28 protein-coding genes and 1 tRNA gene are annotated in these 26,776 nt (G+C 69.4%); 16 read left to right on the top strand and 13 right to left on the bottom strand.

The genetic code is table 11. The features are described 5' to 3' along the window. Positions 1 to 58: 58 nt before the first annotated feature. The 3 genes from ACZ3ZE_RS19835 (at position 59) to ACZ3ZE_RS19845 (ending at position 3,972) form a co-directional block, all read left to right on the top strand. Positions 59 to 556, top strand: coding sequence for a sugar transferase (locus ACZ3ZE_RS19835; protein ID WP_361168810.1), 498 nt, complete (start codon positions 59 to 61; stop codon positions 554 to 556). 118 nt (positions 557 to 674) lie between these two features. Next, positions 675 to 2,936 carry a (Fe-S)-binding protein gene (locus ACZ3ZE_RS19840; RefSeq protein ID WP_361168807.1) on the top strand — a complete coding sequence of 754 codons (2,262 nt, stop codon included), beginning with the start codon at positions 675 to 677 and terminating at the stop codon, positions 2,934 to 2,936. A gap of 103 nt (positions 2,937 to 3,039) precedes the next feature. Next, positions 3,040 to 3,972 (top strand): Yip1 family protein, encoded by a 933-nt coding sequence (locus ACZ3ZE_RS19845; RefSeq protein WP_442303632.1) that lies wholly within the window; start codon positions 3,040 to 3,042, stop codon positions 3,970 to 3,972. A 99-nt stretch (positions 3,973 to 4,071) separates the two neighbouring features. On the opposite strand, the gene ACZ3ZE_RS19850 is transcribed toward ACZ3ZE_RS19845, so the two are convergent. Continuing rightward, a complete protein-coding gene (locus ACZ3ZE_RS19850; RefSeq protein ID WP_317596877.1) occupies positions 4,072 to 4,569 on the bottom strand; it encodes a phosphoribosyltransferase in 498 nt (165 codons plus the stop codon). Between the two features lie 13 nt (positions 4,570 to 4,582). Further along, a complete protein-coding gene (dcd, locus tag ACZ3ZE_RS19855; protein ID WP_361168801.1) occupies positions 4,583 to 5,158 on the bottom strand; it encodes a dCTP deaminase in 576 nt (191 codons plus the stop codon). Between the two features lie 409 nt (positions 5,159 to 5,567). Here dcd and ACZ3ZE_RS19860 point away from each other — a divergent pair. After that, a tRNA-Gly gene (locus tag ACZ3ZE_RS19860) sits at positions 5,568 to 5,641 on the top strand. Between the two features lie 120 nt (positions 5,642 to 5,761). Here the strand turns inward: ACZ3ZE_RS19860 and ACZ3ZE_RS19865 are convergent. After that, complete coding sequence (locus ACZ3ZE_RS19865) at positions 5,762 to 6,397, bottom strand: TetR/AcrR family transcriptional regulator (protein ID WP_361168798.1); 636 nt, start codon at positions 6,395 to 6,397, stop codon at positions 5,762 to 5,764. 123 nt (positions 6,398 to 6,520) lie between these two features. Between ACZ3ZE_RS19865 and ACZ3ZE_RS19870 the strand changes: the two genes are divergently transcribed. The 6 genes from ACZ3ZE_RS19870 (at position 6,521) to ACZ3ZE_RS19895 (ending at position 12,334) form a co-directional block, all read left to right on the top strand. Further along, a complete protein-coding gene (locus tag ACZ3ZE_RS19870; protein ID WP_467259960.1) occupies positions 6,521 to 7,459 on the top strand; it encodes an alpha/beta fold hydrolase in 939 nt (312 codons plus the stop codon). Between the two features lie 512 nt (positions 7,460 to 7,971). Then, on the top strand, positions 7,972 to 8,175 hold the full coding sequence (locus ACZ3ZE_RS19875) for a cold-shock protein (RefSeq protein WP_266976802.1): 204 nt from the start codon (positions 7,972 to 7,974) through the stop codon (positions 8,173 to 8,175). A gap of 310 nt (positions 8,176 to 8,485) precedes the next feature. Beyond that, on the top strand, positions 8,486 to 10,000 hold the full coding sequence (locus tag ACZ3ZE_RS19880) for a DEAD/DEAH box helicase (RefSeq protein WP_361620867.1): 1,515 nt from the start codon (positions 8,486 to 8,488) through the stop codon (positions 9,998 to 10,000). A 46-nt stretch (positions 10,001 to 10,046) separates the two neighbouring features. Continuing rightward, the gene (locus ACZ3ZE_RS19885) at positions 10,047 to 10,451 is read left to right on the top strand and encodes a CBS domain-containing protein (protein ID WP_361168789.1); all 405 of its coding nucleotides are present in this window, start codon (positions 10,047 to 10,049) and stop codon (positions 10,449 to 10,451) included. Positions 10,452 to 10,694: 243 nt separating this feature from the next. Continuing rightward, entirely contained in the window at positions 10,695 to 12,032 is a 1,338-nt protein-coding gene (locus tag ACZ3ZE_RS19890) for a S41 family peptidase (RefSeq protein ID WP_467259963.1), read from the top strand. Positions 12,033 to 12,112: 80 nt separating this feature from the next. Continuing rightward, entirely contained in the window at positions 12,113 to 12,334 is a 222-nt protein-coding gene (locus ACZ3ZE_RS19895) for a hypothetical protein (RefSeq protein ID WP_361168783.1), read from the top strand. Positions 12,335 to 13,124: 790 nt separating this feature from the next. Here ACZ3ZE_RS19895 and ACZ3ZE_RS19900 read toward each other — a convergent pair. The 9 genes from ACZ3ZE_RS19900 to ACZ3ZE_RS19940 all read right to left on the bottom strand — a co-directional run bounded on the left by ACZ3ZE_RS19900 (position 13,125) and on the right by ACZ3ZE_RS19940 (position 21,490). After that, entirely contained in the window at positions 13,125 to 14,306 is a 1,182-nt protein-coding gene (locus ACZ3ZE_RS19900) for an HTTM domain-containing protein (RefSeq protein ID WP_363290486.1), read from the bottom strand. Further along, the gene (locus ACZ3ZE_RS19905) at positions 14,296 to 14,853 is read right to left on the bottom strand and encodes a DUF5819 family protein (protein WP_442303629.1); all 558 of its coding nucleotides are present in this window, start codon (positions 14,851 to 14,853) and stop codon (positions 14,296 to 14,298) included. Before ACZ3ZE_RS19905 ends, ACZ3ZE_RS19900 begins: the two co-directional genes overlap by 11 nt. Positions 14,854 to 15,152: 299 nt before the next feature. Next, entirely contained in the window at positions 15,153 to 16,451 is a 1,299-nt protein-coding gene (locus ACZ3ZE_RS19910) for an ice-binding family protein (protein WP_467259966.1), read from the bottom strand. Positions 16,452 to 16,821: 370 nt separating this feature from the next. After that, positions 16,822 to 17,019 carry a helix-turn-helix domain-containing protein gene (locus tag ACZ3ZE_RS19915; RefSeq protein ID WP_361168771.1) on the bottom strand — a complete coding sequence of 66 codons (198 nt, stop codon included), beginning with the start codon at positions 17,017 to 17,019 and terminating at the stop codon, positions 16,822 to 16,824. Positions 17,020 to 17,029: 10 nt separating this feature from the next. After that, on the bottom strand, positions 17,030 to 17,404 hold the full coding sequence (locus ACZ3ZE_RS19920) for a hypothetical protein (protein WP_467259969.1): 375 nt from the start codon (positions 17,402 to 17,404) through the stop codon (positions 17,030 to 17,032). A gap of 117 nt (positions 17,405 to 17,521) precedes the next feature. Beyond that, entirely contained in the window at positions 17,522 to 18,292 is a 771-nt protein-coding gene (locus ACZ3ZE_RS19925) for a GNAT family N-acetyltransferase (protein WP_361620871.1), read from the bottom strand. Positions 18,293 to 18,433: 141 nt separating this feature from the next. Then, complete coding sequence (locus ACZ3ZE_RS19930) at positions 18,434 to 19,390, bottom strand: sigma-70 family RNA polymerase sigma factor (RefSeq protein ID WP_361168762.1); 957 nt, start codon at positions 19,388 to 19,390, stop codon at positions 18,434 to 18,436. Positions 19,391 to 19,419: 29 nt separating this feature from the next. Then, complete coding sequence (locus tag ACZ3ZE_RS19935; protein WP_467259972.1) at positions 19,420 to 20,676, bottom strand: NAD(P)/FAD-dependent oxidoreductase; 1,257 nt, start codon at positions 20,674 to 20,676, stop codon at positions 19,420 to 19,422. A 145-nt stretch (positions 20,677 to 20,821) separates the two neighbouring features. After that, complete coding sequence (locus ACZ3ZE_RS19940) at positions 20,822 to 21,490, bottom strand: HSP18 transcriptional regulator (protein ID WP_361168757.1); 669 nt, start codon at positions 21,488 to 21,490, stop codon at positions 20,822 to 20,824. 125 nt (positions 21,491 to 21,615) lie between these two features. On the opposite strand from ACZ3ZE_RS19940, the gene ACZ3ZE_RS19945 reads away from it, so the two are divergent. From ACZ3ZE_RS19945 to ACZ3ZE_RS19970, 6 genes are all read left to right on the top strand, one after another. Beyond that, positions 21,616 to 22,050 (top strand): Hsp20/alpha crystallin family protein, encoded by a 435-nt coding sequence (locus ACZ3ZE_RS19945; protein ID WP_361620874.1) that lies wholly within the window; start codon positions 21,616 to 21,618, stop codon positions 22,048 to 22,050. 101 nt (positions 22,051 to 22,151) lie between these two features. Next, positions 22,152 to 22,547: a DUF2267 domain-containing protein gene (locus ACZ3ZE_RS19950; RefSeq protein WP_361168751.1), complete on the top strand. Its 396-nt coding sequence runs from the start codon at positions 22,152 to 22,154 to the stop codon at positions 22,545 to 22,547. A gap of 70 nt (positions 22,548 to 22,617) precedes the next feature. Then, positions 22,618 to 23,058 carry a DUF2267 domain-containing protein gene (locus ACZ3ZE_RS19955; RefSeq protein ID WP_442303623.1) on the top strand — a complete coding sequence of 147 codons (441 nt, stop codon included), beginning with the start codon at positions 22,618 to 22,620 and terminating at the stop codon, positions 23,056 to 23,058. A 298-nt stretch (positions 23,059 to 23,356) separates the two neighbouring features. Further along, positions 23,357 to 23,560 (top strand): cold-shock protein, encoded by a 204-nt coding sequence (locus ACZ3ZE_RS19960; RefSeq protein ID WP_361168745.1) that lies wholly within the window; start codon positions 23,357 to 23,359, stop codon positions 23,558 to 23,560. A 249-nt stretch (positions 23,561 to 23,809) separates the two neighbouring features. Then, the gene (locus tag ACZ3ZE_RS19965) at positions 23,810 to 25,309 is read left to right on the top strand and encodes a DEAD/DEAH box helicase (protein WP_361168742.1); all 1,500 of its coding nucleotides are present in this window, start codon (positions 23,810 to 23,812) and stop codon (positions 25,307 to 25,309) included. Between the two features lie 145 nt (positions 25,310 to 25,454). Beyond that, entirely contained in the window at positions 25,455 to 25,766 is a 312-nt protein-coding gene (locus ACZ3ZE_RS19970; protein ID WP_361168739.1) for an SCO5918 family protein, read from the top strand. A gap of 129 nt (positions 25,767 to 25,895) precedes the next feature. On the opposite strand, the gene ACZ3ZE_RS19975 is transcribed toward ACZ3ZE_RS19970, so the two are convergent. Beyond that, positions 25,896 to 26,255, bottom strand: coding sequence for a hypothetical protein (locus ACZ3ZE_RS19975; protein WP_361168736.1), 360 nt, complete (start codon positions 26,253 to 26,255; stop codon positions 25,896 to 25,898). Between the last annotated feature and the right edge of the window lie 521 nt (positions 26,256 to 26,776).

Below are 26,776 nucleotides of genomic sequence, written 5' to 3' on the forward strand. Positions count from 1 at the left end.
GGTGCGGCGTGAGAGAGTCCGGACATATCCCATGATTCTCGCCGGAAGGTGTGAGTGCATGACGGCGAAACGCGCGGTCGACGTGGCCGGCGGGCTGGCCCTGCTGGCCGTCCTCTCCCCGCTGATCGCCCTCGTCGCCCTCTCCGTCACCGTCGGGACCAGCAGCCCGCACGGGGTGCTGCGGCGCCGCCCGGTCGCGGGCCGGGGCGGCCGGACCTTCACGATGCTGACCTTCCGCACGAAGAGCCCGCTGGCCACGCTGCCGCTGCTGCTGCACGTCGTACGGGGCGAGATGTCGCTGGTGGGGCCGTGTCCGCTGCCCCCAGGACACCGGGAGTCCACCGGGGACGGGCGCCGCCGGCTCTCCGTACGCCCGGGGATGACGGGCCTGTGGCAGATCAGCGGGCGCTCGGAGCTGCCCTGGGAGGAGCGCGAGCTGCTCGATCTCCACTACGTGGATCACCACTGGCTGGGCATGGACCTGGTGATCCTTGCGCGTACGCTTCCTGCAGTCCGACGCCGCCGCCACGCGGAACCGGCGGCGAGGGTTGCCTGAGCGACACAGATCACCGTGAGCTCCGCTACAGTGCGGCGCCACGAACGGGTAATCTCGGCACGGACTAAATAAGTTACCGCTTAGTAGGCCCGACTGGCCCCCGCCCGAGGAGCCCCTCATGCAGCTCGCCGCGATCATCGTGTCGCTGGCCCTGACCGTGGTCGGCGTTGCCCTGCTCGCTCGCGCCATCGGTCAGTTCGTCCGCTACTTCAAGCTGGGCCAGCGCCTCCCGGCCGGCGCCCGCACCGACAACCCCTACCAGCGCAGCGTGACGCTCGTCCGGGAGTTCCTCGGCCACACGCGCATGAACCGCTGGGGCATCGTGGGCTTCGCCCACTGGTTCGTCGCCATCGGCTTCCTGACCCTGCCGCCGACGATCATCACCGCGTACGGCCAGCTGTTCCAGGCCGACTGGACGCTGCCGATCATCGGCGGGTTCCTGCCGTACGAGCTGTACATCGAGTTCATCGCGGCCATGACCACCGTCGGCATCGTCGTCCTGATGGCGATCCGCCTGCTGAGCCTGCCCTCGCGGCCCGGCCGCAAGTCCCGCTTCGCGGGCTCCAAGATGGGCCAGGCGTACTTCGTCGAGTACGTCATCCTCATCATCGGCCTGGCGATCTACGTGCTGCGCGGCCTCGAAGGCGCGATCCACCACGTCGAGCACTACGAGGCCGCGTACTTCGCCTCGTACCCGCTGGTCCTGGCCTTCAAGGGCCTCAGCACCGCGACGCTGCAGAACCTCATCTACTTCACCGCCATGGTCAAGCTGGGCACCACCATGGTCTGGATGATCACGGTGAGCCTGAACACCAACATGGGCGTCGCCTGGCACCGCTTCCTCGCCTTCCCCAACATCTGGTTCAAGCGCGAAGCCACCGGCGGCACCGCCCTCGGCGCGCTCCAGCCGATGACCTCCGGCGGCAAGGCGATCGACTTCGAGGACCCGGGCGAGGACGACGTCTACGGCGTCTCCCAGGTCGAGCAGTTCTCCTGGAAGGGCCTGCTCGACTTCTCCACCTGCACCGAGTGCGGCCGCTGCCAGTCGCAGTGCCCCGCCTGGAACACCGGCAAGCCGCTCTCCCCGAAGCTCCTCATCATGTCGCTGCGCGACCACGCGCACGCCAAGGCCCCGTACCTGCTCGCCGGCGGCGGCAAGGACATGGAGGGCAACGAGAAGGCCACCGAGGAGCAGCTCAAGGACGTCCCCGCCGCCGCGATCGCCGAGGCCGAGCGCCCCCTCATCGGCACCGCCGAGGAGAACGGCGTCATCGACCCCGACGTCCTGTGGTCCTGCACCACCTGCGGCGCCTGCGTCGAGCAGTGCCCGGTCGACATCGAGCACATCGACCACATCGTCGACATGCGCCGCTACCAGGTGATGATCGAGTCCGCGTTCCCGTCCGAGGCGGGCACGATGCTCAAGAACCTGGAGAAGAAGGGCAACCCCTGGGGCCTGGCGAAGAAGCAGCGCGTCGAGTGGACCAAGGAGGTCGACTTCGAGGTCCCGATCGTCGGCAAGGACATCGAGGACCTCACCGAGGTCGACTACCTCTACTGGGTCGGCTGCGCCGGCGCCCTGGAGGACCGCGCCAAGAAGACCACGAAGGCCTTCGCGGAGCTGCTGCACATCGCGGGCGTCAAGTTCGCGATCATGGGCGGCGAGGAGAAGTGCACCGGCGACTCCCCGCGCCGCCTGGGCAACGAGCCGCTGTTCCAGCAGCTCGGCCAGGAGAACGTCGCGATGCTGAACATGGCGTTCGGTGAAGACGACGAGGACGAGGCGACGAAGAAGCCGAAGTCGGCGAAGAAGATCGTCTCGACCTGCCCGCACTGCTTCAACACCATCGCCAACGAGTACCCGCAGCTCGGCGGCGAGTACGAGGTCATCCACCACACCCAGCTGCTCCAGCACCTCATCGACGAGGGCAAGCTGGTCCCGGTGACCCCGGTCGACGGCCTGATCACGTACCACGACCCGTGCTACCTGGGCCGCCACAACAAGGTCTACACCCCGCCGCGCGAGATCATGTCCGCCGTCCCCGGCCTGCGCCAGCAGGAGATGCACCGCCACAAGGAGCGCGGCTTCTGCTGCGGCGCCGGCGGTGCCCGGATGTGGATGGAGGAGCGCATCGGCAAGCGCATCAACACCGAGCGCGTCGACGAGGCCCTGTCCCTCAACCCGGACATCGTCTCCACCGCCTGCCCGTTCTGCCTGGTCATGCTGACGGACTCCGTCAACGGCAAGAAGAACGACGGCAAGGCGAAGGAGAGCCTCCAGGTCGTGGACGTGGCCCAGCTGCTCCTCGACTCGGTGAAGACCCCGGCGGACCCGGAGCCGGAGCCGGCGACCGAGCCGGAGCCGGAGCCGGCCGCGTAAGGCCGTGACGCTGTAAGGCCGTAAGGCCGTAACGCCGTCGAGAGGGCCGCCCCCGCGGAGAAGCGGGGGCGGCCCTCTCCGTCGTCCGGGCAACCCCTAGGGGATGTCACAGCTCTGCCGCACTCCGCCTCCGAGGAGCGAACACACGTCGGGACCGGGTACGTTCATGGACGTGGCTGGATTCAGGAACGGACGCGGCCGGGCCGGAGGCCCCCCGCAGCAACCGCAACAACCGCAGCGCCCGCAACGCCCGCAGCAGGGGCCGTACGGGTACGACGCGGCACCTCCGTCGTACCCGCAGCAGCAGTACCCGCAGCAGCACCAGCAGCAGGCGTACGGCGAGCCCGAGTACTTCGGCGACCCGCACCCGCAGCAGCACCAGCAGCAGTACGCGGCGGCGAACAACCCGGGCCACACCCAGGTCTTCAGCGTCCACGACGACCCGTACGGCGCGGGCGCCACGTACCAGGCCGGCGCCGCCCCCGCCCCCACGGGCCCACGGCTGCCCTGGAAGGCCCTGCTGAGCGGCATCGTGCTGCGCCCGGCGGACACCTTCCTGCGGATGCGGGACCACGCCGTGTGGGGCCCGGCGCTGGTCGTCACGTTCCTCTACGGACTGCTCGCGATCTTCGGCTTCGACAAGGCGCGCGACGAGGCGATCAACGCGACCCTGTCGACCGCCGTCCCGTACGTCCTGATGACGGCGGTCGGCTTCGTCGTCGGCGGCCTGATCCTGGGCGCGGTCACGCACACGCTGGCCCGCCAGCTCGGCGGCGACGGTGCCTGGCAGCCGACGGTGGGCCTGTCGATGCTGATCATGTCGATCACGGACGCGCCCCGCCTGGTCTTCGCCCTCTTCCTGGGCGGCGAGAACGGCCTGGTGCAGGTCATCGGCTGGCTGACCTGGCTGGCGGCCGGCGCCCTCTTCACGGTCATGGTGAGCCGCTCCCACGACCTGCCGTGGCCGAAGGCCCTGGGCGCGTCGGCGATCCAGCTGGTGGGCCTGCTGAGCCTGATCAAGCTGGGCACGCTGTAAGAGGACACACGCAAGGGAAGGCCCCCACCGGCTCAGGAGCCGGTGGGGGCCTTCTCACGTCGTACTCGCCACGGGGCCTCGCCGGCCCCCCGCGTCGCCTCAGGCGTCGAGAACCTGGCCCTCACGCCGTACGACGGGCGGCTCGACGCTCCACGGGAAGTTGATCCACTCGTCGGTCTTCTTCCACACGTACTCGCACTTCACGAGGGAGTGCGACTTCTCGTAGATGACGGCCGAACGGACCTCGGCGACGTGGTCGACACAGAAGTCGTGGACCAGCTTGAGCGTCTTGCCGGTGTCGGCGACGTCGTCGGTGATCAGGACCTTCTTGTCGGAGAAGTCGATCGCGTCGGGCACGGGTGCCAGCATGACCGGCATCTCCAAGGTGGTGCCGACGCCGGTGTAGAACTCCACGTTCACGAGGTGGATGTTCTTACAGTCGAGCGCGTAGGCCAGACCGCCGGCGACGAAGACGCCGCCGCGGGCGATGGAGAGCACGATGTCCGGCTCGTAGCCGTCGTCGGCGATGGTCTGCGCCAGCTCGCGGACGGCGGTGCCGAAGCCCTCGTACGTCAGGTTCTCGCGTACTTCACTCATGCCTGCGACCGCCTCACACCTGGGTCCGATGGAAGTTCAAGTAGGAGCGGGAGGCCGTCGGCCCCCGCTGCCCCTGGTACCGGGAGCCGTAGCGCTCGCTGCCGTACGGGAACTCGGCGGGCGAGCTCAGCCGGAACATGCACAGCTGCCCGATCTTCATCCCCGGCCACAGCTTGATCGGCAGGGTCGCCAGGTTCGACAGCTCCAGGGTCACGTGCCCCGAGAAGCCGGGGTCGATGAACCCGGCGGTCGAGTGCGTGACGAGCCCGAGCCGCCCCAGGGAACTCTTCCCCTCCAGACGCGACGCGATGTCGTCCGGCAGGGTGATGACCTCGTAGGTCGAGGCGAGCACGAACTCACCGGGGTGCAGGATGAACGCCTCGTCCCCCTCCGGCTCGACCTCGCGCGTCAGGTCCAGCTGCTCGATGGCGGGATCGATGTGGGGGTGGCGGTGGTTCTCGAACACCCGGAAGAAGCGGTCAAGCCTCACGTCGATGCTCGAGGGCTGCACCATGAATTCGTCGTACGGGTCGATGCGCACCCGTCCGGCATCGATCTCGGCCCGGATGTCCTTGTCTGAGAGAAGCACGCTCCCACGATACGCAGAGGGTGCGGAGCTCCCCCAATCGGGAAGCACCCGCACCCTCCGGACATCGTCAGCGCTGCCCGATCTCCACGGGCACCGCATGCCGCAGCCGCGCACACCGAGGACACCGGACAAGCCGCCCGGGCCCGATCCGACCCGCGTCGAGATGCTGCAACGGGAACGAAGAGGTGCTGAAGACGTGCCCTTCGGCACAACGGACGACGGTGCGCTCGATCAACCCGATCAAGTCCCTTCCCCGACAAGCAAGTGGTGGACGAGACAGCCACATTAGGGGATCAACGGGACACCGCTCCAGGCGGCACTCCGCACACCGAAAGCCATGAACTTCGCCTCAAGTGGCGCATGGGGTACAGTGTGCGACGATGGCGCACCGATCTTCGGGGCACCTTTCGCGGATGTAGTTTAATGGTAGAACATGAGCTTCCCAAGCTTATAGCGCGGGTTCGATTCCCGTCATCCGCTCCATAGCAAAGCCCCAGGTCAGCGACCTGGGGCTTGTTTGTTGTCCCCGCCCGACTCCACATCCGCCGGACCGGTACAGATCGGCACCTCACCCTGCGCCGCGCGCGAGCGCTTCGCGACACGTCAGGTTGAGCCCGCTCCCCTCTCGGACGTCCCGGCAGCCGTGAAGATCCGGTCCAGGTGGTGGCGGAGCACCGCGATCGCCGACTCCGGACTCCGCTGGCCCACGAGGATGCTGGTGCCCATGGCCGCCGCCATCGCGAGCAGGCTGATCGCCTCCGTGCGCGCGTCGGCGTCCGGGTCGGCCAGGCCGGCCCCCTGCGCCTGTTCGAGGAGTCCGGTCAGGGCGTTCTCCGCGGCGTCGGGCTTGTCGATGAAGGGCTGGGCAGCCAGCGCCTCGTCGGTCACGGACAGGATCGCGTAGGAGCTGTAGAGCAGGTGGAACGTGCGGCTCTCCTCGTCGGTCGGCAGCGAGGCCAGCAGCAGCGCCTCCACCGTGACGCGAGGGCCCGGGTCCGGGCCGACAGCGGCCAAGCGGGCACCCACCCTCGCGGTGAAGCGATCGGTCAGGTGCCGCAGGCCGTAGAAGAGCAGCTTCTCCTTGGTCTCGAAGTAGTACTGCACGAGCCTGAGCGACACACCGGCCTCAGCGGCCACGTCCCGCATGCCGACGGCATGCAGCCCCCGCCGCCCCGCCACCTGGATGAGCGCCTCGGCGATCTGGGCGCGCCGCTCCTCGTGGTCGACCCTCTTCGGCATGGGTGTCTCCGCCTGTCGATGGTGGGTTCGCGCTCCGCCGCCCGAACCCCTTCATGATACCGATGTACCACATTGGTGATACGGTCGTACCACGAAGGACGGATCTTCACCGGAGGTGCCGCCGTGCCCGAGAACACCGCCCGCGTACGCCGCGACGTCGGCCGCTACGTCAACGACACCCTGCGCGACCGCTACTTCGCCGCCGCCGACGTCCTCTACGCGATGGGGGCACCCGCCCGCTCCGAGACGGACGTGGAGACCAGCTTCGGCACCACGCACGTCTACCGGTACAGCCCCGAGGACCCCGCGGCCGAGTCCCGCACACCGATCGTCTTGATCCACGGCGCCGGGTACTCCTCCGCCATGTGGTATCCCAACACCCCCGGGCTCAGCCTCGACCGCCCCGTCTACGCCCTCGACACCCCCGGCGACGCCAACCGCAGCGTCCACCGCGAGCCCATGTGGCAACCCGAGCGCGCCGCGCAATGGATGGACGAGGCCCTCGACGCGCTCGGCCTCGACCGTGTCCACCTCGTCGGCTCCTCCTACGGCGGCTGGCTGGTGCTCAACCAGGCCCATCGGCAGCCCGGACGGCTCGCCTCGGTCACCGCCCTCGACCCCGGCGGTCTGGAGAAGGTCGGCCTGCGCTTCTTCGCCTGGGTCTTCGTGAGCCTGTTCGCCACCCTCGCCCCCAAGGCGCTGCGCCCCCGGCTAGCCAAGTGGCTGGACCAGCCGGTCATCGCCGTCCCCGAGATGCGCAAGTGGATTCAGCTCGGCGCCCGCGCGTACCGGATCCGCCGCCCCGCACCACTGCCGCTGGCCGAGGACGCGCTGCGATCCATCCGGACCCCGCTCTACGTCATCATGGGCAAGCACAGCCTGCTCGTACACCCCAAGCGGCAGCTGGAACGCGTTCCGCGCCTCGTCCCCGGAGCCCGCGCCGAGATCATCACCGCGACGGGGCACGGCCCGCAGATCGACCACCCCGACGTGGTCAACGCCCGGATGCTGTCCTTCATGGAGGACGTCGACTCCCTCGACCCTGCTGCGGTCGACGCATAGGGCTACGACAGGGGGAAACGACGTCGGCGGCGCCCGCGCCGTGCCACAACGTGCCAGCAGGGGCGGTAAACAGCGGTCGCCAAGGGGCTCACAGAAGCAGCCGGGACAGATCCGCCGGCGAACATTCCGGCAGGTCAGAGGGCACATGCACGCCCAAGTGCCGGGGGATTCCCAAGCTTATAGCGCGGGTCCGATTCCCGTCATCCGCTCTTGAAACGCCACATTCGGAGTGCATCAATACCTGTGTTCGCGACCTGAGATTTTACCAACCCTCACGGAGAGGGTTTTTGTCGGCGACGTCCAGGAGAAATATTTGACGCACAAATACTACGGGGACGTGCTATCGTCCATCTCAGTTGCAGTTTTGGTACCCAAAAACTCCGAGTGCTCCCGTCGCCGTGTACCGCGCGGAAGTCCTCTGTCTTTCCGGCGTTTTCCGGGCAGGGCATCATCGCGGCGATACGACATCCGTACGGTACGGATGCCGGTGTACTGCCCCAAGGAGATACGACATGACTGCTGGCACCGTAAAGTGGTTCAACGCGGAAAAGGGTTTCGGCTTCATCGAGCAGGACGGTGGCGGCGCTGACGTGTTCGCCCACTTCTCGAACATCGCCGCCCAGGGCTTCCGCGAGCTGCAGGAGGGCCAGAAGGTCACCTTCGACATCGCGCAGGGCCAGAAGGGTCCGACGGCCGAGAACATCGTCACCGTCTGACGCCGACGCGCATCTTGCAGCTGGGGCCCGCATCCCTCGGGGTGCGGGCCCCAGCTGCATGTATTTCCGCAGTGACTTCTCCTGTCGGAACACCCTCTCAAGGTACGCAGCCCCCACTTCGGAGCCGTACCCCTCGATGCCCCGGATTCACTTCCGCGCACATCTCCTTTCCGCCTGCGTCGCCACGAATTTACCGTGCGCCACGCTCGCTTTCTCTTCTCGAATTCCATTCGGTCCGTACCTGTGATTCCGCATGCCGCTCTTACGCTGCGGAACTCCTCGATACGTGCCGTATCAAGGAAGGTTCTTTGTGAACCCCACGCGTACGAACAGCCGCTCTTCCCGAACCCGCCGCACCAGCGCTCCCGCTTTCGGCTCAGCCGCCGGTTCGACCCGAGGCAGCCGCTTCACTGTGTCGTCCGCCCCGAGCCGTTCGGGTGCTCCCCGCCGCTCGGGAGGTCAGGGCCGGCGGCCCGCCCCGGTGCAGGGCGAGTTCGCCCTGCCGAAGACGATCACTCCGGCGCTGCCCGCCGTCGAGGCGTTCGCCGACCTGGACATGCCCAAGGCGCTGCTGGCCGCGCTCACCGCGCAGGGCGTGTCCGTGCCGTTCCCCATCCAGGGCGCGACGCTGCCGAACTCCCTGGCCGGCCGTGACGTCCTGGGCCGGGGCCGGACCGGCTCCGGCAAGACCCTCGCCTTCGGTCTGGGCCTGCTGGCCCGCACCGCCGGGCAGCTCGCCGAGCCCCGCCAGCCGCTGGCGCTGGTACTGGTCCCCACCCGGGAACTCGCCCAGCAGGTCACCGACGCCCTCACGCCCTACGCCCGTGCCGTGAAGCTGCGCCTGACCACCGTCGTCGGCGGGATGCCGATCGGCCGGCAGGCGAACGCGCTGCGAAACGGCGCCGAGGTCGTCGTGGCCACCCCCGGCCGCCTCAAGGACCTCATCGACCGCGGCGACTGCCGGCTGAACCAGGTCGGCATCACCGTCCTGGACGAAGCCGACCAGATGGCCGACATGGGCTTCATGCCCCAGGTCACCGCGCTGCTGAACCAGGTCCGCCCGGAGGGCCAGCGCATGCTGTTCTCCGCGACCCTGGACCGCAACGTCGACCTCCTGGTCCGCCGCTACCTCACCGACCCCGTCGTCCACTCCGTCGACCCCTCCCAGGGCGCGGTCACCACCATGGAGCACCACGTCCTGCACGTGCACGGCGCCGACAAGCAGCGGCTGACGACGGAGATCGCGGCACGCGACGGCCGCGTGATCATGTTCCTGGACACCAAGCACGCCGTGGACCGCCTCACCGAGGACCTCCTCAACTCCGGCGTCCGGGCCGCCGCCCTGCACGGCGGGAAGACCCAGCCGCAGCGCACCCGCACCCTGGCGCACTTCAAGACCGGGCACGTCACGGTCCTGGTCGCGACGAACGTCGCCGCCCGCGGCATCCATGTCGACAACCTCGACCTCGTCGTCAACGTGGACCCGCCCACCGACCACAAGGACTACCTCCACCGCGGCGGCCGCACCGCCCGGGCCGGCGAGTCCGGCAGCGTCGTCACCCTCGTCACGCCCCAGCAGCGCCGTGGCATGAACCGTCTCATGCAGGACGCCGGCATCGTGCCCGAGACCAGCCAGGTCCGCTCGGGTGAAGCAGAGCTGATCCGGATCACCGGCGCCCAAGCCCCCTCCGGCATCCCGGTCACCATCACCGCACCGCCTGCCGAGCAGCGCAAGCGCAGCACATCCTCCTCCCGCGGCCGACGCGGCACCGCCGCGGCTGCCCGGCGCGCCGGCGCCCGCCGGCCCGCCGTCGCCGCGGCCTGAGAACCACGTGATCCGGAAACTCGCCCATCTGTGCAGGAGGCATATCGTGACGGTGGTCCAGATGCAGCCCAGCTCGTCGAACACCAGGTCTGAGCCCCAGACGGTCAATGACGTCATGGAGGTGGCCGGACCACAGGTCGGCGATGACATGACGGTCGAAGTGGCCCTGGCCGTGATGGCAAGTGCGCGCACCCGGCATCTCCTCGTCTGCGACGAGGACGGCCTGTGCACCGGGCTGATCACCCGGGCCCAGCTCACCGCCGTCCGCGACAGCGCCGCCTACAACGACCGGATCCGGTTGCGCGCCGTACCCGGCGACCGCGGGCTGTTCACCTCGCCCCTGACCACGACGGCCGAAGCGGACCGCGCGATGCGCCACCGTCGGCTCGACGTGCTGCCCGTCATCGACGAACAAGGCAGCGCCCTGGGCGTCCTCGCCCTGGCCCGCTGAACCGCCTCACCACAGCAGAACCTTCCCTCCTTCTCTTCCTGTGAGGCATCAGGCGCTGTGTCATCGATCGAAAGCGCGTCCGGGGGGGGTACCCCCCGATCGGACCACCGGTTCGCCGGATGTTCCCGGGGCACGCGTCCCGGCCATGATCGTTTTCTGTGTGGGGCCGCACCGGCCCGAGACGCCGTGGACGAGAACGGGAACAACTGCATGCGACACAAGAGGCTCGGAGGAGCTATCGCCATGACGATGGTCATGGCATCGGCCCTGGCCGCCGGGACGACCCTGCCCGCCGTCGCGGCGGGGCACCCGACCGGCGCCGGGAGCCAGGTCGACGGCGTATGGCGGGTGGACGGCTACGGCACCATCCTGTCGATCGCGGACGGGCACCTACAGGAGTACCAGACCACGGCGATCAGCTGCGTACCCGGCGAGGCGGCCGCCCGGACGGCCCCGGGCACCTATCGCACCGAGGACAAGACCCTGCTCACGGTCCGCGCGCAGGGAACGCTGCACGTGGCCGGCGCCACCGGCGACCGCCGACTGCGGCGCCTCGCGGCGCTGCCGAAGACCTGCGACCACGTGCTGCCCACCGACAAGGTGACGGCACTGACGGCCTTCGACGTCTTCTGGCAGACCTTCGAGGAGAACTACCCCTTCTTCGCGGACCGGGGCATCGACTGGCACGCCGTCAGGGACACCCACCGCCCCAAGGTTCACGCGGACACCACCAGGGAGGAACTCCTCGCCCTCTTCGACGACATGGTGGCTCCGCTGAACGACGCGCACGTCTCCGTCTCCTACGGGGAGCTCCGTTCCGCCCCCCACTTCCGGCCCGGCACCACGAGCGATCTCCAGGGCCTTGACGCCAGGGCCAAGGAGCACATCGTCCGGCGGGACCTCGGCGGGAAGGACCCACAGGAGTTCGGGAACGGTCGCATCTCCTACGCCGACCTGCCCGACGGACAGGGCTACCTGCGGATCTCCGGATTCGCGGGCTACAACCCGAAGGACCGCACGTACGCCGGCCAGCTCGCCGAACTGGACCGGGCACTGGACACCGTCCTCACCCGTGAACGCACAAAATCCCTCCGAGGGCTGATCATCGACCTCCGGCTCAACGGCGGCGGCGACGACGCCTTGGGCGTGCACCTCGCCGGACGCCTGACCGACATCCCGTACCTCGCCTACCGCAAGCGCACCCGGTACACCCCGCCGCAGTCCGTCCGCGTGGAGCCGACCCGCGACGCCCCGCGCTACACCGGCCCCGTCGCCGTGCTCACGGCCGACACGACGTTCAGCGCGGGGGAGAGCTTCATCCAGGCCCTCGTCGACCGGCCCGGCCGGACCGTCCGCGTCGGCGGACCGACCCAGGGCGTCTTCTCGGACATGCTGGAGCGCTCGCTCCCGAACGGCATGGAGTTCACGCTCCCGAACGAGGAGTTCCTGACCCGCACCGGGAGGACCTTCGACATCACCGGCATCCCCCCGAACCTGCCGACGCCCGTCTTCACAGAGGAGGAGTTCGAGCAGAACCGAGACTCCGCCTTCGACACGGCCGTCGCGGCGCTGAAGCGCTGAGGCCGGCGGATCGAGGTACGAAGCACGGAAGCCGCGCCGGACAGGTGAGGGGAAATGCGCGTGGGCGCATACTGACAGCAATGACAAAGCCCAGTGCACCGAAGCGCTTCTTGCCCACCAGCCCCTTCAAAGCCCCGGTTACGCCGCCTCCCAAGCAGTTCGCCGTAGGCGACCAGGTCACACACGACGTGCACGGCCTCGGCCGGGTCACCGGCATCGAGGTCGGGATAGCGGCGATCGTGGATTTCGGATCGGCGCAAGAGCGGATCTCGAGTCCGTACGCCAAGATGAGCAAGCTGTAGGACCACCGTGCCCGGTCACAGCACACCAGATCCGTTCACGGACCCCACATGAAGAGGACTCTTGTCATCGACCTGACCTCGCCGTTCTCCGCTCCGGTAGAGACGTCCCCCTGCGCCGCCGCGGCATCGCCGTATCCCACCACACATCCCTTCCAGGCGCCCGACTTCGGGGAGATCGAAGCCTTCCTGTTCGACGAGGACGCGCAAGTGTCCCCCTCTGGCACGAGTGCGGCTCGACGCGAGGCGGGCTAGCTCCCACCCGTGACGACGGCTTCGCCTCGGGCCACGAGGCGTATCCGTTTCCGTCTCCCTCCACGGCGTGCGCCGGCCGGCTCCGTGCGGGCCCGGATAAGGCGACACGAGGGGCCCCTCCCCGGTCGGACGGGGAAGCTCGGCGGCGGCCAGCTGACCCGGTCCCACCGTCGCACCGTCCAGGCGAACGGACACCCACAGTGGCGCGGGGCAGAACCGACCGGGATCGCGGCCACAAGCTAAAGCGCGGGTTCGATTCCCGTCATCCGCTCCATAGCGAAGCCCCAGGTCAGCGACCTGGGGCTTCGTTGTTGTCTGAACCTCTTGGGGACTCCTCCCGCATCACCTACGCGGCGCCATGGCGTCGCGCGGGTGCGCCTCTGGCTGGAGCCTGACGCGCAACCGCGGCGGACCCTGGGGCGGCTCGGCCGGGAGAGGCTCGCGCGCGCACGGGACTCGGCAGGACTGGACCGTCTCCGGTCCGAGGTCAGCCTCCGGGAAGTCCGTCACAGGGCCCATCGCGTGGGCTGAACCGCTTCTACCCTCCACTCGGAACGACTTGGTCCTGCGGGGCGGGTAGCTCCGGTCTTCCCTGTGCGGGTACGGATCCCGATCCTGTGGCCCGGCCGGGTGCCGCCTGCCGCATTCCGGTGCGCTGTGCCGCACGGCGCCACAGCCGGGGCAGGAAGGTGTAGAAGCGGTCGGGCAGGAACACGGCGTCCGCGATGATCATCGCGCCGGAGAACAGCGGCAGCCCCATGAGTACGGCGATGCCGATGTGCATCCCGAGCAGCACGGCAAGAACGGGATACTTGAGCCGGCCGAAGAGTACGAACGGGAAGGCGACCTGGACGAGCACCGTGACGTAGCCGGTGATCGCGATCACCATCGGGAAATCGTCCACGAGGTGGGAGAGCGCGGGCCAGGGCTGGAACAGTTCGAGGTTCAGCGCGTAGTGCAGAGCGGTGCCGCCGCCCCAGGTGGAACCCTGGACCTTGTACAGGCCTGCCGATCCGTAGAGGAAGCAGACCTGTGCGGCGATGACGAAGACGCCGCAGTTGTGCACCACGGTCGTCAAGGTGACGCGGGCGTGGCGGAGTTCCTGCGCGTACAAGCCCCGCACCGGCTCCGGCACGTCGCCCGCACGAGCCGAATTGAGCCGGTCGCGGCGTGCGTCCAGGGACCAGCGCCGACCACACGCGGTCAGGACGAGGTACACGGCCATCAGCAGGACCAGGTTGTCGCCCCCGTCCGTCATGAAGATCGACCTCGCGTGGAACGAGATCACCACGACGGCGAAGAGGACGGACATGACGCGGGTCCGCCAGCCCAGGATGAACAGTACGGACGTGACGACGGCCATCGCGTAGCAGAACTCGAAATAGGCGGGGCTGTCGGACAGGGTCAGGACGCTGTTCCAGCCCGTCTGCTCGAAGAGCTGTTCCGCCAGCGCAGGCGTCCAAGGGGATTCGGGTCCCCAGATCTCTCCACGGTGCGGGAACTCGCGGAGCAGGAAGACCAGGTAGAGCAGCCCGTAGCCGATGCGCAGCACCGAGGCGGCATACAAGGACACCGGGCGGCCGGTGAGGAGGGCCCACAGAGCGCTGACCTGGCCGAGGAGCCACTGACGAGCGGCTCCGACGAGCGAAGTCCCCGGACCCAGGGGGCGTTGTGGTGCGGCTGCCGCAGGGGCGGGCCGGGAGGGCTGCTCAATTCCCATGGGGGGTCACCTTCCACCAGGGCAGGAGCCGGTTCTCGGTGGGTACCGGCGGGCGGTTGCCGGCGGCGGTGCCGGGAGCGGCGATGGGCGTCGTGACGACCCGAAGCTGAACGAAGTCGAACGTGTCGCCACCGTGGCGGGCGGCGAAGCGTTCCGCGACGATATTGCGCAGGTACTTCTGCATCATCACCGCCCGTTCCGAGCGTGCCGTGTCGCTTCCTCCGTGCGTCTCGACATAGGAGCTCCAGGCGCGGCGCAAAAGGTTCTGAGCCGTGTGGCTCGGAAATGCGTTGTGGTCGACTGCGGCATCGTCCACGGCGGCCAGGTCGAACCAGGGGCTCACTCGTAGCGATCCGTCGGAGGCCGTTTGTGCAGTTCTCGCCAGGACCTTCCGGTTGAAGGAATCGGGGTCCGGTGCGAAAAGTCGCCAATTCTGCTCGAAAAGGGGGTACACCCATCCGTTGACCTGTGGGCCGTACCGCTTCGATACGGGGTTGGAGGGGGCTACGTGAAGGAACACCATGACGACATGGACCAGCGTGGTCACCAGACACAGGGCCACGGCCGTGCGCAGCCCCGCTCTCAGTGCGCGCACCCTCATGGGCCGTCTGTCCGGCGGGGTCGCTCTGTCGTGTTCTGGTGACAGGGGGGCCGGATCGGAACCGGACTGCTGAAGTTCCTGTACGGCCGCTGTTTCGATTCCGCTCGACACCGCCCACCCTGTCCTTCGCGTATGCGCTGCTCGCGCCTGAGTCTCTGCGTCTCTCACCGGCGGCGCACGACGGAACCACTGAGGATTCCGCCGCGCGCCGTCATCCGATGAACGGTCTTGATACGGCCTGCTGCTCAGCCCTCGTGGACCGCGGGCTTGTCGGCGTAGCCGTAGTGCCCGTCAGCCTGGTCGCCGTACTCGCCGTACTCGCCGTACTCGCCGTGCTCGCCGTGCTCGCCGTGCTCCGGCTTGCCGGGCCCCTCGTCGTGCCCGTGCTCCGGCCCACCGTGCTCGGGCTTGCCGCCGTGGTCCGGCCCACCGTGGTCCGGCCCACCGTGGTCCGGCTTGCCGCCGTTCCCGCCGGCGACGTTCCCGCCGGTGATGGAGCCGCCGGTCGTGTTCCCAGCGCTGTTGCCCGACGTGTTACCGCCAGTCGTGTTCCCGGCGGTGTTGCCCACGGTGTTCCCCGAGGTGCCGCCGCCCACCAGGTTGACGCTGGGCCCGCCGATGAGGGTGCCGCCGATCAGACCCAGAGTCGTCCCCGTCGTCGCGCCGGTCGTCGTCCCCGTCGTCGCGCCGGTCGTCGTCCCCGCCGTCGCGCCGGTCGTCGTCCCCGCCGTCGCGCCGGTCGTCGCGCCGGTCGTCGTACCGGTCGTCGTACCGGTCGTCGTACCGCCGGTGGCACACCCGCCGAGGAAGATCCTGTTGTTGTTGAGCGTCACCTCGCCGTTGCGGGCCAGCGCCCTGCCCTCGACGCTCGCCCCCTGGTTCACGAAGATCGAGGTCAGCGCCATGATGGTGCCCACGAAGGTGGAGGTGGTGCCGAGAGTCGCCGAACTCCCGATCTGCCAGTAGACATTGCACGGAGAAGCGCCGTTGGTGAGGAGGATCCTGCTATTGGATGCCGTCGTCAGGGCTTCGGGAATCTGGAACACCCAGACCGCGTTGGGGTTTCCCCCGGCGTTCAAGATCAGGTCACCGGTGAGGCCGACACCGGATGTGGCCCTGTGGACGCCGGGAAGCAGCTCCTGACCCCCGCCGATCCCTGCAGCGAGCGGGAAGTCCGGCGCCTGGCCCGTGAGTTGGCCGGCCGCGTTGTTGTACGCCACGATCAGATCGCTCTTGGCCTGGGCGGCCGCGGCGTCCGCGGGATGCACAGCGCCGAGTACCAGGCCGGGCGGGAAGCCGGTGATGGCCGGGTTCGGGTGCGTCCCGAGGTCGTGGTCGAGCACTGAGTTGCCGGTGTTGGTGACTCCCTGCCCTGCCAGGACGGAGTAGCTGGCGGTCGTGCCCAGAGGAACGGGCGTCGCGATGGCAAGTGCCTGCGTCGACGTGACGGCGACCATGGCGGCGGCAACTGCTGTGGCGAGGGCCGAGGCCAGCCCGCCGGACAGAATGCGACGCTGAGTCGTTCGAGGGATGTGCAGCTTCATCAAGAGGCCATTTTCTGTGGGGGGCCATGGCACACGCCGGTCCTACGGATCACCCGGGGCGCCTTCTAGCTGTGGCGGCATATTACGCATGGAAATGCGCGCACCCGCACCGGGCGAAAACGAGGAGGGGGATGAATATAAAAAGATTCAATACCGCGGGGCGTGATGAAAATACGCAATCCCCGCACCGCCGACGATTCGGAACGTCGCCGGATGAGTGAAATTCGATCAGTTCACACGAAGCGGCACCGCACACCTGTCCTGAAACCGACCCCGATGTGAACACGGATGTACGCCGACTGGGTCGATTCAGGACCGCTGCGGCGTGGGCGTGGCGCGCCCGGGGCGAAAAGCGCAAGGAGGCGCGGCATCAGCGTCGGTGATGAAGTGCCGGCTCTGCTCCGGGGCGAGGGCCAGCACCCGGGTCGACGAGATGCTGGTCGGTGTCGCCGTAGAGCACGCAGAGATCACGTACGTCGCGGCGGCTGACCGCACGGCGGCCCGTCTCCATGTGACCGACCTTGGCCTGGGAGATCAGCAGATCCGCGGCGACCTGCGTGCCGGTCATACCGCGGTCCTCACGGAGCCGGCGCAGCTCCGCCCCCAGTCGTCGTCCTGCGACGGTGGGGTTGTTGTTCGCCGCCATGGGCGGTGTACCTCCGGCTCCAAGCCACTACGTGCCCGAGCAGATTGGCATGGAGCACCGGTTGTCGATCACGCGCCGCGCCGCCGGTGTCGTGCGTCGGGAAAAAGGATGGTGCCGATGTGACGTGCCCGGCGTCGCCCGTACGCATCAGCGCACCGACGAGCGTCGAGCGGGCGGTGATCAGCGCGACCACGACGATCAGCAGGCAGAACAGTCCTTCGGCGACCGCGCCGATGATGCCCAGCACGATCGCGGCAATGACGACCGTGCCCCATCCGTGCCCTTCGGAACGGTGAACTGCGGTCAACACGGGTATCGACAGACCACCGAAAGGAGCCGCAAGCAGGGGTGTTTAGCGCGGGTTCGATTCCCGTCATCCGCTCGTGAACGAAGGCCCTGGTCAGAGACCAGGGCCTTCGTCGTGTCACTGAGAGGCCCACCAGGTCGAGGACGCCGCGACCGTGTAGCCCAGCGACTCGTACAGCGGTCTGCCCAGTTTCGAGGCGGTGAGGGTGACCGGCAGGTGGGTCAGGTGGGCGAGGGAGCCGAGCATGACGGCCCGGCCCACGCCGCGCGAGCGGAAGGCCGGCGAGGTGCCGACCCAGTAGTGGCTGCCGATGCCGTCGTCCTCGACGCTGACGCCGACGCCCGCGGGCTCACCGTCGTGCAGGGCGACGAACACGTCCACGCCCGGCTGCTCGATCAGCGTCGTCGGGAACAGTTCGCCGGGGCGGTAGGGCGTGAATCCGGTCAGCTCGAAGCCCTCGATCGCGATCCGCTCGGCCGCCTGGAGGTCCTCGGGCCGCCGCACCCGGATCACGTCCAGCTCCGGTTCGGCGACGGGCCCGGGCTGCCGCAGCATGACCGGCATCTGCCAGCTGCGCATGCCCAGGTGGCTCAGGTCGGTCGAGCTGAACGGGTCCTCGGCGTTCGCCGGGCCCGCGGCCCGGCGTACCAGCTCGTTCAACTCGGCCAGTTCGCCCGGGTCGAGGTCCGGCTCCTGGATCAGGATCCGCAGGCCGGCGCGTACGTCGCCGTCGACCGCGACGAATCCGCGGCGCCGGATGACCTCATGCCCCCGGCAACGGCCGGTCGCGGTCCACAGGGCGGCGGAGTTACGGGCCTGACGCGTCGGCGCGTCGGACAGGGCTACGGACAGGAGGGGCTGGTCGGGCGATGTGGATCGTGTGGTCATTGCGCCTACGGTACTGGTCAATTGCCCTGCCTCAGGGGCCAATTGCGAGTGAGCCGGCTGGGCCACCTGCGGGGTCGGACCATCGGGCGGGGGCCTTGGCCTGCACTTGCTGAGGGCCGTTCGCGGCTCTCAGCTTTCGGGTCACCAGTGGGTGATGAGCGGCGCGTCCTGTTCGTGTCGGCGCCAGGCTTCGGTGAGGCGGGCGAGGCGGGTGGGGGCGGCGATGCCGTGCAGGGTGGCGATCCTGCCGTCCGCGAGGTCGAACATCGCGGAACCCACGACCCGGTCGCCGACCACGAAGAGGAGGGCCGGAGCGCCGTTGACGACCGCGTAGTGGAGGGCGGGCGTGCCGCCGGCCAGTCGCCGCTTCGCGTCGGTGGGTTTGAGACCGGCCCTGACGACGGCGGCGACGCGCTGCGGAGTGTCGTACCGGAGCAGTTTCGCGGCCAGCCCGCCCGCGCCGTCGGAGAGCGCGATCGCGTCGGCGGTGAGCAGTTCCACCAGCCGGTCGGTGCGGCCCGAGACGGCGGCGGCGAGGAATTCCTCGACGATCCTGCGGGCGGCGGAGGGGTCGACTTCGCCGCCGCCGCGGCGCGCGGCGGTGAGGTGGTGCCGGGCCCGGTGGAGGTGTTGCTGGCTGGCGGACTCGGTGATGCCGAGGATGTCGGCGATCTCGGCGTGGCCGTAGGAGAACGCTTCGCGCAGGACGTAGACGGCCCGTTCGAGGGGGGACAGGCGCTCCATGAGCATGAGGACGGCCAGGGAGACCGATTCGCGCTGTTCGAAGGTGTCGGCCGGGCCCAGCATCGGGTCGCCTTCGAGGAGGGGTTCGGGCAGCCAGGCGCCGGCGGTGCGTTCGCGGCGGGCCTGTGCCGAGCGCAGCCGGTCGAGGCACAGGTTGGTGACGACCTTGGTCAGCCAGGCTTCGGGCACCTTGATCCGCTGCCGGTCCGCGGCCTGCCAGTGCAGGAACGCGTCCTGCACCGCGTCCTCGGCGTCGGCGGCCGAGCCCAGCAGGCGGTACGCCAGCGAGGCCAGCCGGTTACGGCCGGCCTCGAAGCGACCGGTGTCGAAGCGATCGCCGGCGATGCTGTCCATGCGGGCCACCCTAGGCGTACCTTGATCGACTACGCGATCGCCTGCTCGGCGGCGACATCCGGCGCGGTGCGCGCGGCGGCGGTCATGGTGGCCACGGGGGTCACGTGGTGCTTGCGCCTGGGCAGGCCGAACGTCGGGTGCGAGCTGGTCCACAGCGACATTCTGAGGATGGCCGCCTTGAACCCCGCGGCCTTCCGGCCGCCCATGTACTTCGGCTTGGCGCGCCCTTCCTCGTCCACCATCTGCAGGATCCCGTCCCGCCGTCCGAGGCTGATGTGGTTGCCCACGTACTCCAGCTTGGTGTTCGCGATCTCGCGGCCGGTCAGGCGTCCCACGATCGCGGCCGTGGCCTGCAAGCCGGTGAAGCCGGCCGAAGCGCAGGACATCGGCAACGGGCTGCCGTTGTCGCCGATGGCGTGGGCGCTGTCGCCGACGGCGTAGACGTTCGGGTGCGAGACCGACCGCATGGTGCGGTCGACGACGATCCGGCCGTTCCCGGTGACCTCCAGCCCGCCGGCCGCCGCGATGGGGCTGACCGCGAAACCGGCCGTCCACACGGTCGCGTCGCACGGCAGGACGGAGCCGTCGGCGCACCGCACCCGCGTCGCGTCGACGGCCTCGACGCGGGTGTGCTCCAGGACGGTGACGCCCAGCCGCTCGCAGGCCCGGCGCAGGTGGCCGCGGGCTCCGGCGGAGAGCGGGGCACCCAGCTCGCCGCGGGCGACCAGCGTCACCGACAGGCGGGGCCGGGATTCGGCGATCTCGGTGGCGGTCTCGATGCCGGTCAGCCCGTCGCCGACGACCAGCACGCTCCCGCCCTCGTCCCGCCGTTCCAGGCTGTCCAGGCGCTCGCGCAGGCGCAGCGCCGAGGGCCTGGCGGCGACGTCGAAGGCGTGCTCGGCCACGCCCGGGATGCCGGCGTCGGCGCCGTGGCTGCCCAGCCCGTAGACGAGGGTGTCGTAGGCGAGCTCGCCTCCGTTGCCGCTGCTGTCGCCTCCGTCGGCTCCGTCGCCGCCGTCCACCGTGACGATCTGGCGCTCGGGGTCGACCGCCGCGACACGGGCCACCCGCAGGCGTATCCCCGTGCCCGCGAAGACCTCGGCGAGTCGCGGAGCCTCGATCTCCTGACCGGCCACGAGCTGGTGCAGCCGCAGCCGTTGGACGAAGTCGGGCTCGGCGTTGACCACGGTGATCTCGATGTCCGCCGGGGACAGCCGACGGGCCAGCGTCCCGGCCACGTAAGACCCGGCGTAACCGGCGCCGAGGACGACGATGCGGTGCTTCATGAGCTGCTCCTTGTCGGTTCGCTTGCTCCCGGTGGCTTGAGCGGGACAGCGACCCGATTCCTGACAGCAATCGCATGTGACGTGGATCACACGCACCCTGGGTCCTCGTCGTCCGGGCCTCTCGTGGCGCGCCACGGAGCGCGGATCACGTGTTGCGCTGGTCGTGGGTGTCCTGTCGGAGCCGGGCGGTGTGGCGGGTCAGGGCGTCGATGCGTTCGGTGAGTTCGGCGTCCTCGGGCCGCAGATGGGCGCGCGTGTCGACCAGGGGGCGTACGAGGCGGGCGGCGTCGTCTTCGGCGAGGGCCAGGTTCAGGTCTCCGATGGCGTCCGCGGCGCCGGCCGGGAGGCTGGTGAGGGCGGTGATCTGGCCGGCGAGGCGGCGCAGGTCGGCCGCGTTGTCGCGGGCCCAGGCGGTCACCGTGCGGTCGGCGGCGCGGGTGTCGCGGGTGGCCTGGACGCGTTCCTCGCCGGTGCTGCCGGTCTTGCCCGGGCGCAGCCGGAGGTAGCGGCGTTCGGCGGCCTGGCGGCTGGCGACTCCGAGGGGGCCCGCGAGCTCGGCCCAGCTGGCGCCCTGGCCGCGGGCGGTCTCGATGAGGCCGGTCTCCCAGCCGGCGAGCTGCTCGCGGACCTCGCGCAGCATCAACAGGGTGGCCAGGGCCGGGTGCGGTCCCGTGTCCGCCGGGGGTGCCGCCGTGGTGCCCGGCGTTCCGGCGGAGGCTCGCTGCGCGTCCTTGACGGCCTGGTTGATGGTCTCCAGCGCCGCGGCGGCAGCGAGAAAGGGGACGGGCGCGGTCGGCTCTGCGGCCTCGTTCATGAGGGCCTCCGTAGTGTCATCTTCCGGATGACTTCTCACTTGTCATCGTTTCGATGACATGTTACAACGGGAGCACGTTGAAGCGCATTGGCAGTTCCTGCCTGAACAACTGGAGGTGTTTCGCGATGTTGATGCGCACTGACCCGTTCCGCGAGATGGACCGGATCGTCCAGCAGCTCGCCGGGACATCGGGCACGTGGTCGAAGCCGTCCGTGATGCCGATGGACGCCTACCGCCAGGGCGACGCCTATGTGATCGCCTTCGACCTCCCCGGCGTGACCACCGAGGCGATCGACATCGACGTCGAGCGGAACATGCTGACCGTCAAGGCCGAGCGCCGGCCCGCGGAGGAGTCCGACGGCGTGCAGATGGAGCTCTCCGAGCGGCCCCTCGGTGTCTTCTCCCGCCAGATCATGCTGGCCGACACGCTCGACACCGAGCGCATCGAAGCCGACTACGACGCGGGTGTCCTGACCCTGCGGATCCCGATCGCCGAGCGCGCCAAGCCGCGGAAGATCGCCATCGGCGGCGAGTCCGGCCGCAAGCAGATCTCCGGCTGACACGAGCCGGCACCAGCGGCGGAGGACGGGCGGCCGTTCCCCCCGACGGCCCCCCGTCCCCCGCACCCCTCTTCCTTCGCCCTCCCCGGAGGTGACGTGAGATGTCGATGCGCCGGGAAGCCTTCCTGGAGCAGGTCCAGGAACGCGGTGGATACAAGACCCGGGAAGAAGCGGAACGGGCGGCCCGCGTCGTCCTGGCCCTGCTGGGCGCACACCTGGTCGGCACCGTACGGGCCGAGCTCGCCGCCCGGCTCCCCGAGACCTACGCGCTGATCCTCCTGAACCCGTTGCAGGCCGCGGAGCCGCTGTCCCCCGAACGCTTCATCCGCGCGACCACGGCCTGGATCGAGGGCGCCACCGAGAGAACGGCCCTGTGGGACATCGGCGCGGTCCTCTCGACCGTGGCCGCGGCGGCGGGAGACGCCCTCATGGACGAGATCCTGCTCCAGCTCCCGCCCGGCTACCACCTCCTCTTCGGCCACCCCCAGCCCCTCTGACCGGCCGACGCCACCGGCCGACGCCACCGGCCGGAACCCGAACCTCGAAGAGAAAGGCAACCGCAGCACCATGTACGACCAGCCTCGACCGAACCATGCCCGGCCCGCCATGACGTTCGACCAGATGCTGGAGCACGTGCGCTACGAAGGCGCCTACCCCACCCGCGAACGCGCCGAGGAAGCCGTCCGCACCGTCCTGGCCGCCCTCGGCCGGCAGCTCGTCGGAGACGAACGCGTCGACCTCGCGCAGTGCCTTCCCGTCGAGGCCGCCCTCGCCCTGACCGCACAGATCCCCGTCACCGGACAACTCAGCGGCTGGGGCTTCGTCAAGGACCTGGCCGCCCGCGGCGGCACCACCCCGGCCATGGCCCGCTGGGACACCGGCGCCGTACTCGCCGTCGTCACCCGCCTCGCCGGCCCCGACCTCCTCGCCCGGATCCTCCACCAGCTCCCCGACGGCTACGCGCTCCTCTTCGGCCAGGCAGAACTGCGCCGGCCCCAGGCCGCCTGACGGGGGCTGGCGACCCCTGACGGCTCCTGACGGCTCCCAGAACGCTCCACCCGCGGATAATCAAAATCTGTTTTTGCGGTCTGAGAGTTTTCCAGGACCCGCAGGGAGAATTTCCGTCGCACTCGCGCGGCGGGGAAATTTTCCGCGCACAAGCGCCTCCGCCGTGCTACTGTCGATGTCAGTTGCAGTTTTGGTTCCCAAAAGCTTTGAGTTCGGATCTTTCCGGCGGGGCATCATCACAGCGACACGGCGTCCGCACAGTGTGGACGCCGATGTACTGCCCTAAAGGAGATCTGACATGGCATCTGGCACCGTGAAGTGGTTCAACGCGGAAAAGGGTTTCGGCTTCATCGAGCAGGACGGTGGCGGCGCTGACGTGTTCGCCCACTTCTCGAACATCGCCGCCACCGGCTTCCGCGAGCTGCAGGAGGGCCAGAAGGTCACCTTCGACATCGCCCAGGGCCAGAAGGGCCCGACGGCCGAGAACATCGTCGCCGCCTGACGCACCGGCGCACATGCGTAGCTGGGGCCCGCATCCCTCGGGGTGCGGGCCCCAGCTGCATGCTTTTCCCCGCAGTGCCACCTCCTGCGGGCCACGGAATTCAGAATCACAGCACACGGGCTCCACGCCGTTCGATTCCGGATTCGCGTCCATCCGACGCAATTTCCCTTCGGCTCGGTCTCGAATTCCCTGCGCCGCGTTTCGTTGCGAGAATTCCTTGATACGTGCCGCTTCAAAGAAGGTTCTGACTTGAACCGCACACGTATGACCGGCCACTCCTCTCGCAACAGCAACGGCAACAGCAGCCGCAACAGCAACCGAAGCCAGCCGAACGGCCGTACTTTCGGCCAGTCCGGAGCTCCGAGGCGCCCGAGCGGCCACGAACGCCGTCCCGCCCCGGTCGGCGGCGAGTTCGCCCTGCCGAAGACCGTCACCCCCGGGCTGCCCGCCGTCGAGTCCTTCGGCGACCTCGCCCTGCCGGCCGAACTGCTGGCCGCCCTCGGCACGCAGGGCGTGACCGTGCCCTTCCCCATCCAGGGCGCCACCCTGCCCAACACCCTCGCGGGCCGTGACGTCCTCGGCCGCGGCCGCACCGGCTCCGGCAAGACCCTGGCGTTCGGTCTCGCCCTGCTGGCCCGTACGGCCGGACAGCGCGCCGAGCCCCGCCAGCCGCTCGCCCTCATCCTCGTCCCCACCCGCGAGCTGGCGCAGCAGACCACCGACGCCCTCACCCCGTACGCCCGCGCCGTGAAGCTGCGGCTGACCACGCTCGTCGGCGGCATGTCGCTCGGCAGGCAGGCCGGGGCGCTGCGCGCGGGCGCGGAGGTCGTCGTGGCGACGCCCGGCCGGCTGAAGGACCTCATCGACCGGGGCGACTGCCGTCTGGACCGGATCGCGATCACCGTCCTGGACGAAGCCGACCAGATGACCGACATGGGGTTCATGCCCCAGGTCACGGCGCTCCTGAACCAGGTCCGTCCCGGCGGGCAGCGGATGCTGTTCTCCGCCACCCTGGACCGCAACGTGGATCTGCTGGTGCGCCGCTACCTGACCGACCCCGTGGTGCACTCGGTGGACCCGTCGGCCGGCGCGGTGACGACGATGGAGCACCACGTGCTGCACGTCCACGGCGCCGACAAGCAACGGGTCACGACGGAGATCGCGGCGCGCGAGGGCCGGGTGATGATGTTCCTCGACACCAAGCACGCCGCCGACCGCCTGACCCAGCACCTGCTGAGCAGTGGCGTACGGGCCGCCGCGCTGCACGGCGGCAAGTCCCAGCCCCAGCGCACCCGGACCCTCACCCAGTTCAAGACCGGCCACGTCACGGTGCTGGTCGCGACGAACGTGGCGGCACGGGGCATCCACATCGACAACCTCGACCTCGTCGTGAACGTCGATCCGCCGACCGACCCCAAGGACTACCTCCACCGCGGCGGACGCACCGCGCGCGCCGGCGAGTCCGGCCGGGTCGTCACGCTGGTGACCCCGAACCAGCGCCGCGGCACGACCCGCCTGATGGACGCCGCCGGGATCGTCCCGGAGACCGCCCAGGTCCGCTCGGGTGAAGCGGAACTGAGCCGCATCACCGGCGCCCGGACCCCCTCCGGGATCCCGGTCACCATCACCGCGCCCGCGCCCGCGCCCAAGAGGCCCCGAGGCGGCAGCGCGTCCCGCGACCGCGGCAGGCCCCTCACGGCCGCACGGCGCAGGAGGGGACCCCGGCCCGCCCTCGACGCGGCGGCCTGAACCACGACGCGCGCCCTGCCCGTCATCGACGAGCAGGGCAGCGCTCCAGGCATCCTCACCGCCGCCCGGTGAAGTGCCCGGTGAAGTGCCCCGTAAAGCACCTCACCACCGCCCGCCCGTCTCCTTCGATCCTCTGTGAGGCACCATGCGCTGCGTCATCGCCCGCTTCCCGTTCGAGCTGACCAAGAACGGCGTCCTGGAGTCCATGAAGGGCGTCAAGCCGGAAGAGGTCACCGGCGCGTCCGTGATCATCGGCCGTCGCGCCTACCCGCCCAAGCAGGTCGGCCAGGTCGTCACCCGCCAGGACCCGCGGGACTTCAGCGCCACCGAGGTCCTCCGGGCCATGACCCGGCTCGGCTTCACCTGCCGCGAGGCCTCCCCGGTCCCCGCGCCCACCCACGCCTCCAGCCCGCTCCAGCGGGCCTCCGAGGCGCTCGGCGCGCCGGCGTCCGTCTGACGGGCAGCAGCCCGACGGCCGGTACGAACCGGCATCCGGACAACGAGCAGGGCCCGACCGGCACACGCCGGTCGGGCCCTCTTTCGTATCCGCGGCCCTCTCGCGGCAGAGCCGGTCAGCGGTCAGCGGTCAGCGGTCGGAATAGCTGAAGTCGCCCACGGTCCAGGCGCTGACATCCGCGATCGAGACGCGGTACATCCCGCCCGTCTCCGGGATCCCCACCGCGCCCTGGAGGATCCGGGCGACGTGGAAGTGCAGATGGGTGGGCGGCCCCTCCCGGGACGCCGCCGTCGCGAACGCGGCGGCGAACTCACCCAGTCGGGCGGAATCCGACAGGACCTCCGACACCCGCTGCCTCCAGACGGCTTCAGGAGCCAGCCTCCCGGTGATCACACCGCCGCCGACCACCACGGTCAGCGACATCTGATTGCTCGGCCCGGACTCCACCAGGGCAGCGATGTCAACGAGCAGCTCGTCAGGCTTCGACATGGGAGCCGATTTTATGCGCCGCCGCCCGCCCTGCCCTACCGGGCCCCTGCCGGCGGAGGGATCCTGACGGGCCGCCCTCCACACTGAACCGGCCACAGACGTCTAGCTCACCCCTGCAAGCGCAAAAATCTATGACGGCTGGAGTAGACATTGGTCGGTGACGTGGATATGGTTTCTCTCGTAGCCAGAAAGTCCGTAGGGCCCGGCAGAGACGAACTGCCGGGCAGCAGCACCCGCAGTCGCAGGACGGTGCGGTGGTGGAGTACCGAAGCCAGAGCGGTAGCAGGACGGCGACGGGACTGACCACCGGACCGGGTGGCCCGCAGTAGTCAGGGGCCGCCACGAGCAGTACCAGCAGTTCGCAGTCCCCTTTTGAGAAACACAGTTCACCACCGAGGGAAAGAACGGAGGAGCCCCAACGCCATCGGGATCGCCCGGACGGAGGTCTTGAGTCCGGGTACCGCAGGACATCGATAGTGAGGTGGTCTCCGGTCAGGCAACCGCGATCCCCGCAGACCCCG

The organism is Streptomyces sp. NPDC023157 (genome assembly GCF_055560575.1).

Coding starts and splice junctions, on each gene's coding strand:
- ACZ3ZE_RS19925 (WP_361620871.1), bottom strand. CDS start 18,292: ATGACCACACGATCCACATCGCCCGACCAGCCCCTCCTGTCCGTAGCC.
- ACZ3ZE_RS19835 (WP_361168810.1), top strand. CDS start 59: ATGACGGCGAAACGCGCGGTCGACGTGGCCGGCGGGCTGGCCCTGCTG.
- ACZ3ZE_RS19900 (WP_363290486.1), bottom strand. CDS start 14,306: ATGGGAATTGAGCAGCCCTCCCGGCCCGCCCCTGCGGCAGCCGCACCA.
- ACZ3ZE_RS19840 (WP_361168807.1), top strand. CDS start 675: ATGCAGCTCGCCGCGATCATCGTGTCGCTGGCCCTGACCGTGGTCGGC.
- ACZ3ZE_RS19865 (WP_361168798.1), bottom strand. CDS start 6,397: ATGCCGAAGAGGGTCGACCACGAGGAGCGGCGCGCCCAGATCGCCGAG.
- ACZ3ZE_RS19955 (WP_442303623.1), top strand. CDS start 22,618: ATGTACGACCAGCCTCGACCGAACCATGCCCGGCCCGCCATGACGTTC.
- ACZ3ZE_RS19960 (WP_361168745.1), top strand. CDS start 23,357: ATGGCATCTGGCACCGTGAAGTGGTTCAACGCGGAAAAGGGTTTCGGC.
- ACZ3ZE_RS19940 (WP_361168757.1), bottom strand. CDS start 21,490: ATGAACGAGGCCGCAGAGCCGACCGCGCCCGTCCCCTTTCTCGCTGCC.
- ACZ3ZE_RS19890 (WP_467259963.1), top strand. CDS start 10,695: ATGACGATGGTCATGGCATCGGCCCTGGCCGCCGGGACGACCCTGCCC.
- ACZ3ZE_RS19915 (WP_361168771.1), bottom strand. CDS start 17,019: ATGACCGGCACGCAGGTCGCCGCGGATCTGCTGATCTCCCAGGCCAAG.
- ACZ3ZE_RS19845 (WP_442303632.1), top strand. CDS start 3,040: ATGTCACAGCTCTGCCGCACTCCGCCTCCGAGGAGCGAACACACGTCG.
- ACZ3ZE_RS19945 (WP_361620874.1), top strand. CDS start 21,616: ATGTTGATGCGCACTGACCCGTTCCGCGAGATGGACCGGATCGTCCAG.
- ACZ3ZE_RS19975 (WP_361168736.1), bottom strand. CDS start 26,255: ATGTCGAAGCCTGACGAGCTGCTCGTTGACATCGCTGCCCTGGTGGAG.
- ACZ3ZE_RS19930 (WP_361168762.1), bottom strand. CDS start 19,390: ATGGACAGCATCGCCGGCGATCGCTTCGACACCGGTCGCTTCGAGGCC.
- ACZ3ZE_RS19950 (WP_361168751.1), top strand. CDS start 22,152: ATGTCGATGCGCCGGGAAGCCTTCCTGGAGCAGGTCCAGGAACGCGGT.
- ACZ3ZE_RS19910 (WP_467259966.1), bottom strand. CDS start 16,451: ATGAAGCTGCACATCCCTCGAACGACTCAGCGTCGCATTCTGTCCGGC.
- ACZ3ZE_RS19895 (WP_361168783.1), top strand. CDS start 12,113: ATGACAAAGCCCAGTGCACCGAAGCGCTTCTTGCCCACCAGCCCCTTC.
- ACZ3ZE_RS19850 (WP_317596877.1), bottom strand. CDS start 4,569: ATGAGTGAAGTACGCGAGAACCTGACGTACGAGGGCTTCGGCACCGCC.
- ACZ3ZE_RS19935 (WP_467259972.1), bottom strand. CDS start 20,676: ATGAAGCACCGCATCGTCGTCCTCGGCGCCGGTTACGCCGGGTCTTAC.
- ACZ3ZE_RS19970 (WP_361168739.1), top strand. CDS start 25,455: ATGCGCTGCGTCATCGCCCGCTTCCCGTTCGAGCTGACCAAGAACGGC.
- ACZ3ZE_RS19875 (WP_266976802.1), top strand. CDS start 7,972: ATGACTGCTGGCACCGTAAAGTGGTTCAACGCGGAAAAGGGTTTCGGC.